The following is a 19233-nucleotide window of genomic DNA, read 5'->3' on the forward strand; positions in this document are numbered from 1 at the left end:
CCCGCCAAAGTGCTTCTCAGTAGCAGGCCAAGATTGGCCCGAGCTCACAGGACTTTCGCAACGTTGCCATCGATGTCCTGAGATTATCAGCGCTTCAGTCCGCCGATTTCCAGGAACAGCGAATGAAATCAGACCAACTCGGCTAGCTCCCCTTCCTAGACACGTGCCTGACGATTTTATTGATGCGTCACTCCTCTCGTTCGCCACCGACAAAGTCACACATTTGCTTCAGAGAAGCGTGTGCGTTGCGTATCACGCGGACCATTTCGATCTATAGTTACAAAAAGTGTCGAGACGGGACCTTTGGATCCGAAGGTCAGGCACGGCCGGCCTAGATAGACCGCTTGGCTGACGATTAGCTGACGATGGGAGTTCTCACGAACAGGGCAAGAAAATCCGACCGCTTCAAGCTTTCGATATGGTGAGAAGAGGATCCGCACCGGCCTCCCAAAGCCGGCAGACCATCCCATGTTCGTACGGTCGCCGACCTTCTCGAAGCCAATGAGCTCACCGCGCCGGGCCGTGATGTGCAGGCGAGAGAATGGTGATGCAAAGACCGAGTTCCTGCTCGTTGCGTGCGCCCGTGGAGCCAGCAAGAATACGGTCATTGCGGTCATGCAGCACGTGGACCGTGTCTCCTGTTCGACACCACAGCATCGAGGATGCAAACGAGCTGCTGCGGCTGCCATTCGGTCGCGGCATGCGTGGACGGCGGGATTGGCCGAACAGCCGAGATCGTGGTCGACTGTTCGATGCGAGAGCAACATCCTGCAGAGCATACGTTTTTGCGCTGGCCGGTTTTTGTCAAAAGCCGTCAGGTTCTCGAAAGCTCCCGCCCTTAGCTTGATCGAGGCTAACCTTTAACACGTCGCCGCCAATGGCAAATGCCGGAGTACCTGATGATAGCAGCAATTGGGAGTGGAGTTGGCAACCTCGGGACTTCCTTGATCCGAAAGGGCCATGGGGATTCGAAATCCGAGCATTCTGGTGATGGCAAGCCGGCTGATGGCAATGATGGCAAGCCAGCTGGTGGGAATGATGGCAAGGCAGCTGGCGGGAACGATCGGGCGGATAACCGGACCGTTTCAAATGATCAACTTCAAGACAACTCACAGTCTGCAGCACAAAGTGAAGCCTTCCAAAGTATCCTGCGATCGTTCGCGTTCCAATTCGCGAACGATGCGATGGCTGAGGCCGATGAAGCTTTGGATGACACAGAAGATGCCTGACGCGGGAAATCCGGCGTGAGGTCATACAGGCCGTTATTGACGGCACAACTCCAACAGAAAAAGGAATGATCATGGCTGCAGTTGATAATAATAAAAAATCAGGCAATACCAATACCAGTAGCGCCGGCAATACCGATAAAACTAACAGTGGCACTCCCGGCAATACAAGCGGAGCTGATGCTACTGCTTTTCAGGCGCAAGTGCAGGAACTAACCAATGTTAGCTTGGAGGCGACGAAAAGGAGTGTCCAGTTGCGCACTCTAACGACCAATCTCCAGACCATCAAGAAGGCCGCCGACGAACGCGTTTCGTAATGTCGGAAGCGGGTTTTAGACTGCCCCCTAGCGCGTCTCCTTATTGACGCGACGTAGTCCCGAAATGAGCCGCATGGCAATTGCCATGCGGCTTCTATCCTGTTTGAGAGATGCTCTGTGGATGACGCCGTTTCCCTCCGTTTCGAAGTGCGTTCGGGGCACTATTGCGGTCTGACCGGCAAGACGGATCTTCAAAAGTGTTTAATCGGCAGCGGCTTCGATGCCGATTTGGTCTTTGTCGAGCAGGGACTGGCACCGCATCACCTTCGTGTAACTCTTCTTGGCAAGTCGATCGAACTGGAGGCGCTTGCACCCGGACTCAGTATCGAGGGCAACCGGAATATCGCCGCAGGCCAGTCCGTTGTTGTGCCCCTTCCTGTCGTCCTGCTCGTAGGCGAGATGTCCATTGCTTTGTCCGTGCAGGATGCAGAGCCGCCTGGTTCGACCGGCATACCGCGCCTACCGATCGGTGTGCTCGCCATGGTCATAATCAGCTCACTCGGGATCGGCGCGCTTTCAGGCACGATCTCCTATCTTGGCAATGCAAGTGGATCGAGCCCCAATTCACTTCGGGCTGAAGTCGCGTCCAGAACGATCAGTCACCGCGCTGACAATGAACTTACGGAGGCAGCGGCCCAAGAGCTGCAGGAGGAAGTCGATCGAGCGGGTCTTCTCGACGTCAAGATTGGGTCGGCAAAGGGTGTTGTGACCGCCGAAGGCACCGTCACGTCTGAATCGGTCATCAGCTGGCAGAAGCTTCAGCAATCGTTCGATCGTCGCACCAAGGGTACTCTAACACTGGTGAACGGAGTGCTCATCAAAGAGGAGAAGGCGCCATCCGCAATCGCGGTCGAAGCTGTGTGGCATGGGGTCCAACCATATATTGTCATCGACAGCGAGAAGTATTTTGTCGGCGCCATTTTGGCTGATGGATGGGTGGTCGAACGTATTGAGGACAGCCGTGTGCTGCTGAGCAGGAATGGCCGCATTGCTGCTCTCCAATATTGAAAGCTCGCAGGCCCCATCAAGCAGCACTCTATGGCCAGCCAAACATCCTGTCGCGCTCGGTGCTGACAAGCTGGCTGCGTTGGAAACATTTGCTGCCCAGCCATTTCGCGCCTGCTTGTGGCTCTCATGCAGGGTCACGCGCTGGCCAAGGCTGAGGCGCCTTCGGAGTTCGAAAGCCACGTTTCATGGCGTAACAGCAGAGTAAGTCTCAACCGATTGCAAAGGTGTCTCGATGGCCAACGTCCTGCGTGACTTCATCAAGCGTGCGCCGGCCAGCCCGGATTTAATGGTTGCGTTGATGCTGCTTCTGGCTGTCGCGATGATGGTCATGCCTATCCCGGTCGTGGTGGTCGACGCCCTGATAGGATTCAATATGGGGTTGGCCATACTGCTGATGATGGTTGCCCTGTATGTCAGTACTCCACTTGATTTTTCCTCTTTGCCCGGCGTTATTTTGATTTCCACTGTATTCCGTCTCGCGCTCACGGTCGCAACGACGCGACTGATCCTGGCCGAGGGGGAGGCCGGCAGCATTATTCATACTTTTGGCGATTTCGTCATTTCAGGCAATATCGTGGTGGGTTTCGTCATATTTCTGGTCGTCACCATGGTGCAATTCATGGTCCTCGCGAAGGGTGCCGAACGGGTGGCAGAAGTGGCGGCGCGTTTCACGCTGGATGCTCTGCCGGGCAAGCAAATGGCGGTCGACGCAGAGCTACGCAACGGCCACATCGATGCCAACGAATCCCGCCGGCGGCGCGCCGAATTGGAGAAGGAAAGCCAACTCTATGGCGCGATGGACGGCGCGATGAAATTTGTGAAGGGCGATTCCATCGCCGGGCTGGTGGTTATCTGCATCAACATGCTGGGTGGAATTTCGATCGGCCTGCTCTCCAAGGGCATGTCCTTCGGCGAGGTACTGCATCACTACACTCTGCTGACGATAGGCGATGCATTGATATCGCAGATTCCGGCCCTTCTGCTCTCCATTACTGCGGCGACCATCGTCACCCGTGTGACTGGGACGGCGAGGATCAACCTCGGTACAGAAATGGTCAGTCAGCTCACGGCCAGCACTCGAGCCTTGCGACTGGCGGCCGGCGTCCTGGTTGTAATGGGGTTCGTTCCTGGGTTTCCCCTCCCCGTCTTTCTGATGCTGGCCGCAGTGTTCGCTGCGGTAAGCATTGTCAAGGCTGATGTGCTGGGCGCCGGCACTGCCGATGCGAAAGGTGGAACTGCAGCGGAGCCTAAGCAAGCCGCGCCTGCGAAGGAATTCCCGATCGCATTTTTTCTAGCGCCAGATCTTATGCAGGCGGTCGATCAAGCCGAATTGCAAAAACATATTGGGCGCGTTTCGCTCCTGGTCACAGCCGATCTGGGCATTATCGTTCCTCGCATCCCTGTCTTGGTTGACGAGCAGCTGCCTGAATCGCAATTCCGAATTGATGTCGAGGGCGTGCCAGTCGAACAGGACGCCTTAGATCCAAACCAGATGGCGCTCCGAGCCGATGTAGCGCACGTCGACTCGAGCGGTGTCCCCCTTAGACGTGAGCCGAAAACGGACACACTCCCGGTTGAACATACCCCTGCAAAGGCCCTTACGGGCGCCGGCACGGAGCATAGGGCTCCCGGCGAACTCCTCGCCTTGCGCGTCCATGCAGCGTTGACCCGCTACGCACCGCGATTGGTGGGCATCCAAGAGACCCGACATTTCCTGGGCCGAATGGAGCAGGAATATTCTGAGCTTGTGAAAGAGGTGCTACGCACGACGCCGATTCCTCGGATTGCCGATGTTCTGCGCCGCCTCCTGGAGGAAGGTATCCCAATCCGCCACACCCGTCTCGTGTTGGAGGCATTGGCCGAATGGAGCGAGCGTGAGCAGAACGTTGCCCTGCTGACGGAATATGTCCGTTCTGGTTTGAAGCGACAGATCTGCCACCGCCATGCCAACACGGAGGGCATCGTGTCCGCCCTGGTCGTCGAGCGCGAGAGCGAGGATGTGATGCGTGGCGCGGTTCGAGATTCGGATGCAGGCCCCTATCTCGCACTGGAGGATCGGCAAAGCGAAGCGATGCTATCACAGATACGTCAGGTCCTTTCGAACGCAGAACCGGGTCAAACCCGCCCTATTCTGTTGACGTCGATGGATGTCCGACGTTTCGTCCGCGGCTTTCTGACGCGAAACGGGGTTGATCTCGCCGTGCTGTCTTATCAAGACCTCGCCTCCGACTTTACAATTCGCCCCGCAGGATCCGTCACACTCCCGCACGGATCGAACAGCGGATTGTTAGAGTAGTCCCACCTTTCCTAACTGAACGCCACGCGCCTCCCCGATAACTGAGAGATAACATGAATAGTAATACAGTTTCTCCATCGCCTATGTTTCTGCGCCGGAACTCACTTCTTTTTGCCGTACTCGCCATTCTGCCTTTGGGCGGTTGCGCCAGCTGGCAAAAGCCGGCTCTTTCCGTGCAGGAGACATCTTCCCCCGAGTTGCTCAGCGCCGATCAAATCGATCCGGCTATGCGCGAACGCATTTTGCGCGAAGTTGGTCAGGATGTTCAAGAGCGGGCTTTGCGGGATGAGGTGAAGCAGCACCCGGACAATGTTGATGCGGCGATACGACTTACAAATGCCTTGGTGGGCCAGAAGCGCCCGCACGAAGCGGTTGAGGTGCTCGACAGCGTCTTGGTTGCAGCCCCAGGAAACGTACGTGCATTGAATGCGAAGGGCGTGATTTTGGACATTGAGGGGCGGCATGACGCGGCACAGGCCCTGTATCGGCGAGCTCTCGAAAACGAGCCAGGCAATCAGATGGTGCAGCATAACTTCAATCTGTCGCTTGCCTTTAACGGCAAGTCCAAACAACCAAGGTTAGCACGATCGCAATAGGTGGGCACAGTGCATGCGCAGCCTGTTCCCCGGCTCGAACACGCGCTCGGCTCCCATCATAGATGGCCCCCTGAAGAGAGCCATATCTATGCAAAACAGTTGCTCCAGATCTGGCCGGCAGAGATCGGCAGGAGAGCCGGATGACATCACGCGGCCACCCGCAAGGCCACCCGCCTCGCTTCGTTGCCAGAGCGCCCTCTCCCTCGCCGGTCACCGTCTCGCAATGCGGCGACCTGGCTTAAGGCGGTCGACCGAGCGCCCGATGCAGTAGCCATGAATACGTAACGCAGCGATGGACCCGCCGGATCGTGTCGCGCTTGTGCTGGCCGTCCCTGCCATTACAGCACGGTGATTGTAGCTGGATCCTATTCTAGAGGCATCGATGGTGTGGATGCCTTCGATCCAAACAATCGATTTGTTGAATTCGTCCGCCTGAGGAAATTAGCTGCGGCGATCCGACTTCCGACGCCTGCAGGCGCAAAACCAACAGCGTGAGCGCTGCGGGTCCGGAGGCAGGCTGCAAAGTGCAATCACCAGCGCTGATAAGCGGCAAGTGAAGAATGTATCGCTCGGGCGACTCCTGTGTTGTGCACGGTTGCCCCGCGAGGTGAACTGTAGCAGCTTGGCAGCTCAGCGTTCACGAAAGGAGAAAAGATTTGGGGCCAAGCAAAGACCGGCTTTTTTGATTGTCTTGCTGTATCGCTATGGTGGGGCGGGCGCGACCGCTCCCATAATTCAATACGCTGCCTTTAGCGATGGACGATGACGGGATGCGTCGCCGAGACTTCAATGGTGGAGGAGCAGCGCACCCGTCGATCCATTTGCTTTCAGCGGCAACCGCCACTATGAAGCGACACTTCGCCCAACTGTGTTTCAAGCTGCCCGGAGAAGTTTATGACAGAAGAACCCCACAAGACCGACATCCTCATCGAGCTCACTGCCGATGTTGTATCAGCCTACGTCTCCAACAACCCCGTCCCGGCGGGGGAGCTTCCTGCCCTGATCGCCCAAGTGCACGGGGCTCTAAACGGCACGGCTGGACTCATACCGGCAGAAGAGCCTGTGCCTGTAAAAAAACCTGCTGTCCCGATCAAAAAGTCGATCGAACCGGACTACATCATTAGCCTTGAAGACGGCAAGAAATTCAAATCGCTAAAGCGCCATCTGGCGACGCACTATGGTCTGACCCCAGACGAATATCGCGCCAAATGGGGTCTGCCGTCGGATTATCCCATGGTGGCGCCGAATTACGCCGCTGCGCGCTCCGCCTTGGCCAAGACCATGGGACTCGGCCGCAAACCGAAAGAGCCGGAAGCCCCAGCCACGGCGCCGGCGAAACGGACCCGCAAGAAGGTCGCAGCCTAAATCCGTATCAACAGTCGTTCGGACGCGCAGCAGCCGTTGGCCCAATCTGCGCGGAATCAAAGGGCGGGGATGAGCCCCGCCTTTCCCGTCCAAGAGCCTCATTTCCAGAGTAATTCATGATGGCTCCAGCAATCCCTGCCGCGGCATTAACTTGCATGCTCCGGCCCGGGTTTCGAGCCGTCAATGCGTTCCGGCGATGACGAACCTTGCCAAGGCTTTCCCGGACCGTTAGCCAGCCTTGCTGAGGCTGCCTGCAGAGGACTTTCCCGTGCGGCGATCCTGTTCCACCTCGTAGTTGATCTTCTGGCCCTCATTAAGGGTCGACAGGCCCGCTCGTTCAACAGCGGAAATGTGGACAAAGACATCCTGACCGCCGTTGTCAGGCTGAATAAAACCAAAACCCTTCGTGCTGTTGAACCACTTCACCGTTCCAGTCGCCATATCCATTCCTTTGTAATAAGTCGCAACTTAGGCAGGCCATTCACGCCAGCCTGATTTGTACACGAGACTTTAGGCGCATCAAAATCGGAAAATTGCAAGGCCCACTCGATCGCCTGATCTCCAGCAGCAACTGCAACATATGCGAGGCGCGTGCCAGACGAGGCGTATGCCAGACGTTTCGTCGTGCGCTGTCGCTCGAACGTTGACAGAAACAATGACACACCTTGCAAACTCGGCACATCTTGTGGACGTGCTCGGGTCGCTTCTCGACTGCGATACCCGCTCCTGACCGGGTATCGTCGGCCAAAATGAGGGTTTTTGTCATGTGCCGCCAGACCGAAAGATCAGGCGCGCAGCGACCTGCACATTCAAACCGGAACCCGCGAACCTCGATTAGCTTCTGCCTGCTCCGAAGGGCGGTAGCCTGCTCTGAGGCGGGCCACTGTCGGGTTGAAAACCAACTGTCGGGTTCGGAACCCCAGATTGTCGGCAAGGTACGCGCCGCCCACTGGTTGGCCAAAGGGCACTGGCTCCTGATCCTGCCGCCATGCTCGCCCGATCTCAACCCGATCAAGACAGGTCTGCTCAAAACTCAAGGCGCGGCTGCGGAAGAAGGCGGCCAAAACTTTCGACGCTCTCTGCGGAACTCTCGGCGATATCTGCCAGCTGCTGGAGCCAAATCAAAAACCATTAATTGCGACAGGTGATTTTATGACATTCATTGCGAAGAGGCCAGAATGAACAGCGGAAGAGAGTAGCAGCTCTCTGGTCGCGGCGAGGTGGATCGTCGACACGATCGGCACCTGGCCCGTGCGGGGATCGCACCGCAGCCAGCACCAGAGCCAGACCTTGACCGCTTGCCTTGCTCAGGCGCCACAACAACGAGTGGCTGGAAGCAGATCCACGTGAACTCAGCGATATCGATCAGACGATGCTTACCCTCATGAAAGCCGATCCCGACGCTGTCCAGCGCCGCGAAATCCTGACCAGCATATGGCGCATCGGATGCCACCGCCTGCACACTCACCATCGACATGCCGGAACTCGGAACCAAAGGCCGCAAGCCTCGCCGGCCTCGGCAAAATGGAGCGGCCGCGCCTGGGCGGCCGGGCCAATGTTCGCCAGGCCCTCTACATGCCCGGCCCTTCGCCCTGCGCTTCAACCCCGACCTCAAGGCAAAATACCAGGCGCTAAAGGCGGCAGGCAAACCCGCAAAGGTCATCATCTTGTTGCGAAAGCTCCTCATCCTAGCAAACGCTCTCCTCAAGGCGCAGCGAAAATGGCCCCTAAAACCCTTGACCGAAACGGATACCTTAGCCTTTCAGGTGAGGCGGGCCGAGATAGACCAACCGCGGGTTTAACTTCGCGAGTTTAAGCTGATTATGCCGATGCAACTCTAGCGCCTGCGCGACCGTTTTAGCTTCCATCAACAAGGCGGCAGGGTGGGAGGAAGTACCCTCCCCTGCCGCGAACAAGCTTTGGACAAAGCCCCACCTTGTCCGTAATGTGATCGGGAGGCCGGGGCGCGGCGGTGCTCAGCGGATGTGACGCGCGAGATCTGCGACCCTACCCATCAGCACTTCCATCGGTCCTCGCTGGAAGACGCGCAGCCAAAGCACCGCAAAAGTGCTGATAACCACAACGAAGCCAAAGAGCGTGGACAGGCTCTCGTCTTTGAAAATGTTTATCTTCATAAGATAGGCTATTCCCGCAATGTGCAGCACATAGGCCGTCAAAGACATCGAGCCGACTGCGATTATTGGCCAGACCAGCTTTCGCAGACGCGGGAGCGCATCCACAGCGAGCATGCAAGCCGCCAAGATGATCATTGCGCAACCGGTGCTGCCCACGATCGAAAGCGTCGTTTCGCTATGAGGTGCGGCTATCCATGACGACTTGACTATAAATGACGACTTGGAAGGCTCAAAAGCGCCGTCAACGTCAGACCACCACAAGGAGGTTTCAGTCAAAGCGCGGGAACTCAGCGCGAGCAAGGATCCCCCATGGCCCAACACGGCCAGCGCGACCCCCGCCAGACCAAGGCGCCAATGCGCTGCTAGCGTATTAAGATTAAGGCGCGCGATGGCCATGCCAGCGATGAGGAAAGGAACCCAGGTCACCGCGGGATAGTAGCCGTTGACCATGAGGTTGAAGACCGGGTCGAGGAGGTTGGGGGCAACCGACAGAAGGGAGGAACGGACTTGCGGGAGAACTAATGCCGTAGCGGCAGCGATCAAGCCCAGCTGATATGCGCTGAGCCGATGGAGCGGCAATACCAACAAGAAGCAAATTCCGTAGTATTCTAGGATGACTTCGACCTGGGTACCGAGGCAGCCCAGGATTGAGCCAAGCGCGAGCAAAACAAGGGCACGAATTGCGACTCTGGCGATGGCCTGTCTACCGGCTATCCCCGACTTCGGCGCCTTGCGACCTGTAATCAGGAGGATTGAAAAACCGGCCAATACGGCAAACAGGGCCGACGGCCGCCCATGGGTTAGTTCCATCAGAAACCCGACTAGTCCTCCTTCGCCGGGGTCGGGACCGAGATGGGCGGCATACATCCCGAAGACAGCCAGGCCCCGAGCGAGGTCGATGCCGACCAGCCGATCTACTACCGACCCATTCCTAGCGTCGGCAACCGGTGCCTTCATTACCATGGTAGATTCCCTTGCTGGGTGTGTGGATCGCGGGAGCCGCGATAGGAGAGCCGGTCGGCTGCTGCCGTCGCCTCGTGAAAGGGTTCAAAACATCGCGCCATCTGGCGCATCGAGCCGGCGACAGAGCTGTTCAGCCATTAGCCTGGGGTAAGAACAACAGATCGGCTCACAAAGCCTGTGTCACGGACCTGAAAAGTGGTGTCGCGGAACCGTCGTTTTTTGCATGATGGCTAAGCCGAGAGATCCACTGCACCGACGAGAGACTCAGCGACGTTAGATATCCGATCAGTACGCCGCGGCTCCGCCGGTGACGATCACCCCGGGTGTCAAGGCCAGGGCGTAAACCTGCCATAATCTGTGGTAGTGCGCCCGCGACCAATCCGTTCGACAAAGCTCGGCGCATGGTCGAGCCAATCATATTCTTCCATGTGGCTGTTGCCTGAAAAACCGAAGACGCCGTTCGCTGGTCCAGCTGTTCCAGACCTCGGCCTGCGTCGGTCATTAGAACCGGCGCGCCTGTTTCCCAAATCAATTTGCTGATGCAGCCGCCGGGGGTCACATTGAGCAAAAGTGCCGAGGTCAGGACGGGTTTCATAGGGGCTCTTCGTTTGGCTTTGTTAACGACCCCTTTCTTGCAAGTTGTAGCTGACAGCAGCCTGAAAGCTCCCCAAATAATTCGCTGCCGCCGGTTCAGCCTATTGTCAGCTTCGACCAATAAGATGGGAGCCTTGCCCTCATACCGGAGCTCGGCAGCATGATGCGAATACTGCTCACTGAAGACGATAAGGACCTTGGAAGTGCTATGCACGATCATTTGGTGGCTGGTGGCCACGCGGTCGACTGGGCCAAGAACCTGTCCGAAGCGCGCGATTATGCAGCTGTGGTCGGCTACGACCTTATTTTGCTCGACGTTCACCTGCCGGACGGCAATGGGATCGACTATCTGCGGGAGCTGATCAAGGAACTTGAATCGGCACCGGTCATCATTCTGACAGCCTGCGATCGGATTTCGCATCGCATCGAGGGCTTCAACGCTGGAGCCGACGACTATTTGGTCAAGCCGTTCGATCTGGGGGAACTCTCAGCGCGTATCCATGCAGTGGCACGTCGCCATGGGCATTTTCCGGAGCCGCAATTTTCGGTTGGGACGCTTTCCATACAGGCAGCCGAGCGACGCCTCTTCCGCGACGGGCAGGAGGTCTACCTGACTTGACGCGGATGGGCGGTGCTCGACTACCGTCTGCCCCAGCCCTGCACGGTCGTTTCAAAAGGGAAGATCGTGGACGCGCTTTTCGGCAGACGGCGCTGATTCATACTCTAAAAGAAAATTCGGCTTCCAGTTGCCTTGGCCATGACTGCCCTTCCCGAAAGATGGGTGACAGTTCATTCCGGATAGATGGGTTACACTTTCGGCCCTTTGCAAGGAGAGCAAGGTGCCTTGGAAGGAGTGTAACGTCATGGAAGAGCGGCTGAAGTTCGTCGCCCGGCTGCTGGACGGCGAGAAGATGGCGGTGCTTTGCCGGGAGTTCGATATCTCGCGCAAGACCGGCTACAAGATCCTCACGCGCTACAACGACAGCGGCCTGGAGGGGCTGACGGACCGATCGCGGCGGCCCTATCGCCACGCCAATCAGCTTCCGTTTCAAATCGAGAAGCTGATTGTGCGCCTCAAGCAAGACAAGCCGACATGGGGTGCGCCGAAGATACGCGAGCGGCTGGCCCGGCTGTATCCGGATGTGCACCGGCCCGCGATCTCGACCGTGCATGCCGTGCTCGACCGCCGGCATGGTCGAGCGCCGCAAGCGCAGGCGCAACAGGGCGACGGGGACACCACTTTCAAACGGCTGTCGCCCTAACGATCTTTGGTGTGCCGACTACAAGGGCGAGTTCGGCAGAGAACACGGCCGGGACAGGGGATCACAAACACTTGACCGTTCCAGACCCTGGCAGTGGCGCATCGATTGACCGTTGGCTCTGTTCGTGGGCACCGAAAATAGGGCCTTCTTGGTCCTCGGCAGAGAATATGGCCCGGACGGGGGATAACAAACACTTGACCGTTCCAGACTCTGGCAGTGGCGCATCGATTGACCGTCGACTCTGTTCGCGAGCGCCGAAAATACGGACGACCCCTATGGTCAAAGTGCACTTCTGACCTGCTAGGCACTGTTCGATAACTGGAGGCACCCGCTACGGTGCCCTCGTATTTAAGACACCTGTCAGTTTCAAGCCTGGACATTGACGCGTGGCGCGGCTGCCATTCGTTGACCGCCACGTCGAATTGCCCGCCAACCAGTGTACAGCCGCCGGTGGTCACATTGAGCAAAAGTGCCGAGATCAGGAGGGGTTTCATAAGGCCTCTTCGTTTGGCTTTGTTAACGACCCCTTTCTTGCAATTGTAGCTGACAGCAGCCTGAAAGCCCCCAGATATTCGCTGGCGCCGGTTCAGCCTACTGTCAGCTTCGATCAATAAGGCAGGAGCCTTGCCCTCATACCGGAGCTCGGCAGCCTGATGCGAATACTGCTCATTGAAGACGACGACGACCTTAGAAGTGCTGTGCACGATCATTTGGTGGCTGGTGGCCACGCGGTCGACTGGGCCGAGGGCCTGTCCGGAGCGCGCGGTCATGCAGCTGTGGCCGGCTACGACGTTATTTTGCTCGACGTTCACCTGCCGGACGGCAATGGCATCGACTATCTGCGGGAGCTGATCAAGGGGCTTGATACAACGCCGGTCATCATTCTGACAGCCCGCGATCGGATTTCGCACCGCATCGAGGGGCTCAACGCTGGCGCCGACGACTATTTGGTCAAGCCGTTCGATCTGGGGGAACTCTCGGCACGCATCCGTGCAGTGGCACGTCGCCAAGGGCATTTTCCGGAGCCGCAATTTTCGGTTGGGACGCTTTCCATACAGGCAGCCGAGCGACGCCTCTTCCGCGACGGGCAGGAGGTCCACCTGTCTGGACGCGAATGGGCGGTGCTCGACTGCCTTCTACGCCGGCCCGGTTCGGTCGTTTCAAAGGGGAGGATCGAGCACGCGCTTTATTCATTCAATTCGGAGTTCGAGAGCAACACAGTGGAGGTTTATGTCAGCCGGCTCCGCAAGAAGATCGGCGGGGATAGAATAGCAACCGTGCGTGGCTCCGGATACAGGCTCGTGGTCACATGACGAACTCGAACAGCATGACGAGAAAGCTGATATCGTGGTTAGGCGGGGCAACGCTCCTGGTTTGGATCGCCGCCCCAACCATTGCTGCGTTCATTTTTTGCAATAATGTAAACGAAAGTTCGGATGACTTGCTCCAGGCGAGCGCAGAGTACAGAGAACCAGAGCTGATCAAGGTCTTGAATGGAAAACACGTTGATCAATACAATAACCACTTGCCAACTTATAAAAAGTACTGGACCTATCGTGAGCAGGTTATTAATAAGTACGGGGTAGTGCTTATTTCCGAACCGGAAGAGGGTCAGCAGCCCTTCCCTGATGCTCCCCTGAGTAACGGCTTTTGGGGAAACGCTGATTACCGCGTCTACACAGAGGAGATCCAAGACGGCGTGTATCATCAGTTGGCCGAACCGCTTGATGGCCGCCGTACCACAATCGCGAAGGGCGCACTTTTTGTCTTCCTTCCGACACTCGTGCTCCTGCCCTTTAGCTTAGCTGTTTGGTGGATCGTGATCCGGCGCTCGCTGCGGCCAATCGAGGTACTGCGACAGCAGATCGGATCGCGCGACGGCGGCAATCTGTCACCAATGGACTTGGGCGATTTCCCGGCAGAGTTGGCTCCAATCGCGGCATCCGTCAATCGGCTTCTCGATCGTCTGCGGGCGGCTCTCGAGGCCGAACGCGAGTTCGCCGCAAACAGTGCGCATGAACTGCGCACGCCGATCGCAGGTTCAATCGCTCAGATGCAGAGATTAGTGGCCGAGCTTCCCAATGGGTCGGCCAAAATGCGTGCGCGCGGCATCGAGCAAGCGCTGTCGAGCCTTGGCCGCCTTGTCGAAAAAGTGCTTCAGCTCGCTCAAGCCGAATCGGGGGTTGGCATGGCGGATCACGCGATCGATCTTGTCCGATCGGTTCGGCTGGAAATCGACGACCTGAGGAAAAAGCCGCAATATGCCGGACGCCTGCATCTTAACGTCGACGGCTGCACCACTTTGATGCGCAAAGTGGATGTCGATGCGTTTGGGATCCTCCTTCGTAACCTGATCGAGAATGCGCTGATACATGGACTGCCCACTGTTCCGACAACAGTTTCCGTCCAAACTGATGGAACCATCGCTATTGCAAACGCCGGACCGGTGGTGCCCCTCCCCGACCTCGAAGGGCTTACAAAGCGATTTAGTCGTGGTGCTACTCCTGCTGCGGGCTCAGGCCTTGGTCTACATATCGCTAACATGGTTATCCAGCGGATCGGTGGCAGTCTAGAGCTTGCGTCGCCCGCCCGCGGTCGCAATGATGGTTTCGAGGCGATCATACGAATTCCTCAATGACACCGGTGAATTCGACGACAGTTGGACACAGGGCGGATTGCTGGCAAGGCTGCTGACAGGGCGAACTGTACGGCAGTATGTATACGGCGTAGAAATCGTACTTCACACAACGCATTTCGGCCGCGGCAATCAATGCCGCTATCATCGTCTGAGCAGTTCGATCGAAGCGACACGACATGATCGGCAAAATCGAAGGCTCCGCCTCACCGCTCGCTCGATTTCGCCCGGGGAGAAAAAAGGCCATCCGAGAAAGTGCAAGCCGCCGCGCAAAGGCGACGTGTCCAATTGTCTGGGTGCCCCTGTGCGCCGGCCCGATCGGGTTGGCGGGGTCCAGTAAGGACCCGGACCAACCATTCCATTTAGACGACCGGCAGGTTTTAATCGGCGTCCGGATCGCCGTCCCAAAATGCCCCAAGTATACGGCTAGAAAGGCTGCCAACGATCGAGCTTTGGTCGGAGGCGTGCTTGTCAGCGTCTTGGGTGCTTGACCGGCCTTTGCAATGGCCATCGCCATCGCAAGTATCGTGCGTGGCCAGTGAGACCGCAATTTCATCAGCCTGGAGCCGACCGTATCGGTGCTTTTTTATGATTTAGGGATTTTTCGTTTTCCTCTTGGATCATCACGGGTTTGGAGAGGATCTGGTGTTAAGTGCCATTCGGAGCGCCGGCGAACCGCCCGAAATTAATGTGGTCGAGTGATGAAGCCTCCCGAATGCGTTAAACGAGACCCTTTATGGCGGCCCTGGCTGACAACAGTCTGAAAGCTGCAAGCGGCATGCGAAAATGGGGCGATCCTGAATGACGACAGATGCTATCAACATGAAAGAGGCTCGCCCTGAAAGCTGAGCACGCTTTATGCTCAGGCTGCTGACAAGGCCAAAGCAGCGTAAGTGCGTAGTGAAATCCAAGGTCCACATGGGTCGTCGCGCGTCCCATGCGCCTGGGAAGGCGCCGGCCCGGCCAAGCTTTCCCAGCTCGTCCGCATGATGCTTCGCTGAGCGTCAATGGACGTTGGCGCGAGACCAAGGCGTCGTGCGTTGCAATCCGGACGGTCCAGGGTATCAGGAGTTTCACGGCCTCGGCCCGCTTGGCTGGCCACAGTTGAAGCTCCAACGTACCGGCTGGCACCGGGAAATTGGGCTCTGCGCTGCCTCAACGCTGATGGCACGGTCAATGCTTGCCTACCGATGGGGCCGCCCATGCCGTGATGCTGTCGGTCGACGTTCGCAAACCAGACCCTCGCGAGACCCAGCGAAGGGGCTCGCCGGTACGACGAGGGACCTTACCTCTTTATGCGCGGCATCATTAGCCTTACACGTCGTCCCTCGCGCTCGGGTCTTTGTGGGGCGGATGAAGTCCTGATCGCGGTGGCACTGCTGCATGTTTGCGTAAGACCCATCCAGTCACGATCGCGCTGTCCTTCGATGTCGCGGTGCTGATAGGCGGGCAGATCGGTGTGCGCGGCGCCCGCCAAAGGATCGTCGTCACGCCGGAGGAGGCGAGCGTCATAGCCGGCGCGCCGGCGAAAGGCGCTTTCTGTCGGATGCCCGACAATGTCGGATATCGCAAGTATCAAGGTTGGATCAAACCTTGCGAATCGGGGCTTTCTTACTTGGCACGGGGCATGCTCAGGTATCCGCAAACACCCAATGGATAACGAGCAGACTTCCCATGGCCTCACCATGCCGAAAGTTTCCCGGACGCATCCAAAGATGAGGCTCGCGTCAGGCCCAGCAACACGCTGACGGCTCATGTGGCTCGGCGTCGCGTGCCGATCCACTTTCTCCCAATAGGCGTTCGGGAGACATAGATCCTTCAAAATGAGGAACAGATCACTTTGCCAGGAACGCAGCCCATAACCCCACTCTCCCTACCAGAACTACCAAGCAAGCCCCGCACTCATGGGCTTCGCAGGACGTCCGTTGCGTCCGAGTTGGTCGGCGCGGGGCCGGCTCCGATCCCCGTCGCATGGGAGGACGGCAAGGCGAGGGATTTCGTGCTCGACAACGGCATGGAGGTGGTCGTCATTCCCAACCACCGGGCGCCGATCGTCACCCACATGGTGTGGTACAAGATCGGCAGCGCCGACGAGCCGCCGGGCAAATCCGGCATCGCCCATTTCTTCGAGCATCTGATGTTCAAGGCGACGACCAACCATGCGGGCGGCGAATTCGACCGCGCAGTGTTCGAGATCGGCGGCTCCAACAACGCCTTCACCTCCTCCGACTACACCGCCTTCTATCAGACAGTGGCGCCGTCGGCGCTCGAGCTGATGATGAGCTTCGAGGCCGACCGAATGCGAAACCTCATCCTCACCGACGATGTCGTCAAGACCGAGCGCGACGTGGTCATCGAGGAGCGCCGCTCAAGCACCGACACCAACCCGCAGGACGTGCTCCATGAGGAGATCGACGCGACGCTGTGGCAGAACCAGCCCTATCGCATCCCGATCATCGGCTGGATGCAGGAGATCGAGCAGCTGAACCGCGTCGACGCCACCGCCTTCTATGAAAAATACTACTGGCCCAACAACTCCGTGCTGATCGTGGCCGGCGATGTCGAGCCGGAAACGGTGAAGGTGCTGGCCGAGAAGACCTATGGCAAGGTGGCGCGCGGGCCCGACCTGCCGCCGCGCATCCGGCCGGTTGAGCCCGAGCAGAACACCAGGCGCACCGTCACGCTCTCCGACGCCCGCGTCAGCGTGCCCAGTTTTTCGACGCAGTGGGTGGTGCCGTCTTACCATACCGCCAAGCCGGGCGAGGCCGAAGCGCTCGACCTGCTGTCCGAAATCCTCGGCGGCGGTAACCGCAGCCGGCTTTACCAGGCGCTCGCTGTCCAGCAAGGTATCGCTTCCAGCGCCTGCGCCTATTTCCAGGGCACCATGCTCGACGACACCAGGTTCGCCATCTATGGCGCGCCGCGCGGCGATGCCAAGCTGGCCGATCTCGAAGCGGCGGCCGCTGCCGAAGTCGCTCGCATTGCCAAGGATGGTGTCAGCAGCGAGGAACTGGGCAAGGCCAAGGAGCGCTTTGTGCGCGATATGATCTTTGCCGAAGACGACCAGGACGACCTCGCCTGCATCTACGGCTCGACGCTGGCCACCGGCGGCACCGTGAAAGATGTCGAGGAACGGCCGTCTCGCATCCGCAGGGTTACCGCCGCGCAAATCAAAGCAGTTGCCGCCCGCTATCTCGCGTTCGACCGTTCGACCACGGGCTATCTCTTGCCCAAGACGGAGAATCAAGAGATGACGCTCGGCGCTCAGCCCCATGCTGCGATGAACATCCAGGAGGTGAAGTCCGAAAAGGGCATCATCGCCTGGCTGGTGGAGGACCACACAGTGGAAATCGTCAACATCGGCTTTGCCTTCAACGGCGGCACCACGCAGGACCCGGTCGGGAAGGAGGGGATGGCCAAACTGATGGCCGGCCTGTTCATCGAAGGCGCTGGCCATTACGACAGCGATGCCTTCCAGGTGAAGCTCGACGATGCCGGCGCCGAAATGAGTTTGGACGCGCAAAGCGACGACATCTACGGATCGGTGTGCATGCTTTCCAAAAAGCAGGACGCCGCGTTCGGCCTGCTTCGGCTCGCGCTGAACGCGCCGCGCTTCGACCAGGGGCCGATCGATCGCGTCCGCGCCGAGATTGTCTCCGGCATCGTCGGCAGCGAGCGAGACCCTGGCGCAATCGCTCAGCGCAAATGGCTGCGCGCGATCTACGGCGCGCATCCTTGTTCAAGGCCGGGAGAAGGCACAAAAGAGAGCCTCGCCGGCATCACGCCGTCCGACCTCCTCGCCTTCCACCAGGCCATTTTCGCTCGCGACGGGCTCCATATTGCCGTGGTGGGTGACATTGACGCGAACACGTTGAGGGAAAGGCTTGACCAGCTGTTTGGTGATTTGCCTGAGCAACAAACCCTCGTCCCCGTCTACGATGTCGCGCCGAAACTCGGTCAACTGGTGGAGGAGAACTACGACCTGCCGCAGACTTCGCTAACGTTGGCCTGGCCTGGCGTGAAGCGTAGCGCGCCGAATTTCTACGCCGCCGTGCTGATGAACGACATCCTTGGCGGCTCATACTTGACTTCCCGCCTTTACGAGGAGGTACGCCAAAAACGCGGCCTTGCCTATCACGTCAGCTCTGAACTGACCCTTGACAAGCTTCTGGTTACGACAGAGACACGCTCGGATTGCGCCGCCCAAACGCTGAGCATCGTGCGAGAGGTGGTAAAGCAGATGGCGCAGCAAGGACCGACCGGGGCCGAGCTCAAGGCGGCGAAGAAGCACCTGATCGGCACCTATGCCATTGACCGTCTGGGCTCGACCAGCTCGATTGCAGACCGGCTCCTGGATTTGCAGATTCAAAATGCCGACGTCGACTACAACCAGCGTCGCGCCCGCAGCATCGGTCGGGTGACGCTCAAACAGGTCAAGGCGGCGGCCAAGAAGCTGCTTTCGGCCGAGCCCGCCATTTTGGTGGTCGGCCCGCCGCTGGGCGGCAAGGATGAGTAAAGAAACTCATCTCGCCTTCCTTCTTCCTTGGGGCTTCTCGTGGGAAGAGCGAATATGGAGGCCGGTGGGCCAAGCAGATCATGCAGACCCGCGGAGTCGTTTCGCGGGCCTTGCGCGGCATTGGCGGTCCAGGGGCCTCTCGCCGAAAAGGCGCTCCTCAGCATGCATGCCGCCTTTTGCAGAATACACTCGCACGCCACCAGCAGGCAGCGGGTGGATGAAGCAAACATCCGGCTGCTCAATCCATCAACTGATGAACCGCGGGCACTCAAACTAACGGAACTGTTGTCGTATGTTTGGTCTACCAACTGCTTTGCCGA

Annotated in this window: 11 protein-coding genes and 4 pseudogenes; 13 read left to right on the forward strand and 2 right to left on the reverse strand. The window is 58.3% G+C overall.

The window, feature by feature from the left end; genetic code table 11:
- Positions 1 to 899: 899 nt before the first annotated feature.
- From EOA36_RS00260 to EOA36_RS00285, 6 genes are all read left to right on the forward strand, one after another.
- Positions 900 to 1229: a hypothetical protein gene (locus tag EOA36_RS00260; RefSeq protein ID WP_081714433.1), complete on the forward strand. Its 330-nt coding sequence runs from the start codon at positions 900 to 902 to the stop codon at positions 1227 to 1229.
- A gap of 71 nt (positions 1230 to 1300) precedes the next feature.
- Positions 1301 to 1543: a nodulation protein NopA gene (locus tag EOA36_RS37925; protein ID WP_224570034.1), complete on the forward strand. Its 243-nt coding sequence runs from the start codon at positions 1301 to 1303 to the stop codon at positions 1541 to 1543.
- A gap of 117 nt (positions 1544 to 1660) precedes the next feature.
- Positions 1661 to 2551: a hypothetical protein gene (locus EOA36_RS00270; RefSeq protein WP_024505382.1), complete on the forward strand. Its 891-nt coding sequence runs from the start codon at positions 1661 to 1663 to the stop codon at positions 2549 to 2551.
- A gap of 232 nt (positions 2552 to 2783) precedes the next feature.
- Positions 2784 to 4847, forward strand: coding sequence for a type III secretion system export apparatus subunit SctV (sctV, locus tag EOA36_RS00275; RefSeq protein ID WP_024505383.1), 2064 nt, complete (start codon positions 2784 to 2786; stop codon positions 4845 to 4847).
- A gap of 53 nt (positions 4848 to 4900) precedes the next feature.
- Entirely contained in the window at positions 4901 to 5443 is a 543-nt protein-coding gene (locus EOA36_RS00280; RefSeq protein WP_081714429.1) for a tetratricopeptide repeat protein, read from the forward strand.
- Between the two features lie 894 nt (positions 5444 to 6337).
- Positions 6338 to 6808 (forward strand): MucR family transcriptional regulator, encoded by a 471-nt coding sequence (locus EOA36_RS00285; protein ID WP_024505385.1) that lies wholly within the window; start codon positions 6338 to 6340, stop codon positions 6806 to 6808.
- Positions 6809 to 7036: 228 nt separating this feature from the next.
- On the opposite strand, the gene EOA36_RS00290 is transcribed toward EOA36_RS00285, so the two are convergent.
- Positions 7037 to 7249 carry a cold-shock protein gene (locus tag EOA36_RS00290; RefSeq protein WP_008874821.1) on the reverse strand — a complete coding sequence of 71 codons (213 nt, stop codon included), beginning with the start codon at positions 7247 to 7249 and terminating at the stop codon, positions 7037 to 7039.
- A 524-nt stretch (positions 7250 to 7773) separates the two neighbouring features.
- Here EOA36_RS00290 and EOA36_RS37930 point away from each other — a divergent pair.
- A pseudogene (locus EOA36_RS37930) lies at positions 7774 to 7990 on the forward strand (transposase); the annotation flags it as partial.
- 794 nt (positions 7991 to 8784) lie between these two features.
- Here the strand turns inward: EOA36_RS37930 and EOA36_RS00295 are convergent.
- Positions 8785 to 9906: a DUF418 domain-containing protein gene (locus EOA36_RS00295; RefSeq protein ID WP_024505387.1), complete on the reverse strand. Its 1122-nt coding sequence runs from the start codon at positions 9904 to 9906 to the stop codon at positions 8785 to 8787.
- A gap of 754 nt (positions 9907 to 10660) precedes the next feature.
- Between EOA36_RS00295 and EOA36_RS00300 the strand changes: the two genes are divergently transcribed.
- From EOA36_RS00300 to EOA36_RS38875, 6 genes and pseudogenes are all read left to right on the forward strand, one after another.
- Positions 10661 to 11119: a response regulator transcription factor gene (locus tag EOA36_RS00300; protein ID WP_224570033.1), complete on the forward strand. Its 459-nt coding sequence runs from the start codon at positions 10661 to 10663 to the stop codon at positions 11117 to 11119.
- Between the two features lie 244 nt (positions 11120 to 11363).
- A pseudogene (locus EOA36_RS00305) lies at positions 11364 to 11796 on the forward strand (helix-turn-helix domain-containing protein); the annotation flags it as partial.
- A 619-nt stretch (positions 11797 to 12415) separates the two neighbouring features.
- Entirely contained in the window at positions 12416 to 13075 is a 660-nt protein-coding gene (locus EOA36_RS00310) for a response regulator transcription factor (protein WP_024505389.1), read from the forward strand.
- A complete protein-coding gene (locus tag EOA36_RS00315) occupies positions 13072 to 14400 on the forward strand; it encodes a HAMP domain-containing sensor histidine kinase (RefSeq protein ID WP_126063917.1) in 1329 nt (442 codons plus the stop codon). Before EOA36_RS00310 ends, EOA36_RS00315 begins: the two co-directional genes overlap by 4 nt.
- A 1933-nt stretch (positions 14401 to 16333) precedes the next feature.
- Positions 16334 to 17638, forward strand: a pseudogene (locus tag EOA36_RS00320) (pitrilysin family protein); the annotation flags it as partial.
- A gap of 549 nt (positions 17639 to 18187) precedes the next feature.
- A pseudogene (locus tag EOA36_RS38875) lies at positions 18188 to 18913 on the forward strand (pitrilysin family protein); the annotation flags it as partial.
- Positions 18914 to 19233: the final 320 nt, after the last annotated feature.

The sequence above is a fragment of the Mesorhizobium sp. M8A.F.Ca.ET.021.01.1.1 genome (assembly GCF_003998025.1).
GTDB lineage: Bacteria > Pseudomonadota > Alphaproteobacteria > Rhizobiales > Rhizobiaceae > Mesorhizobium.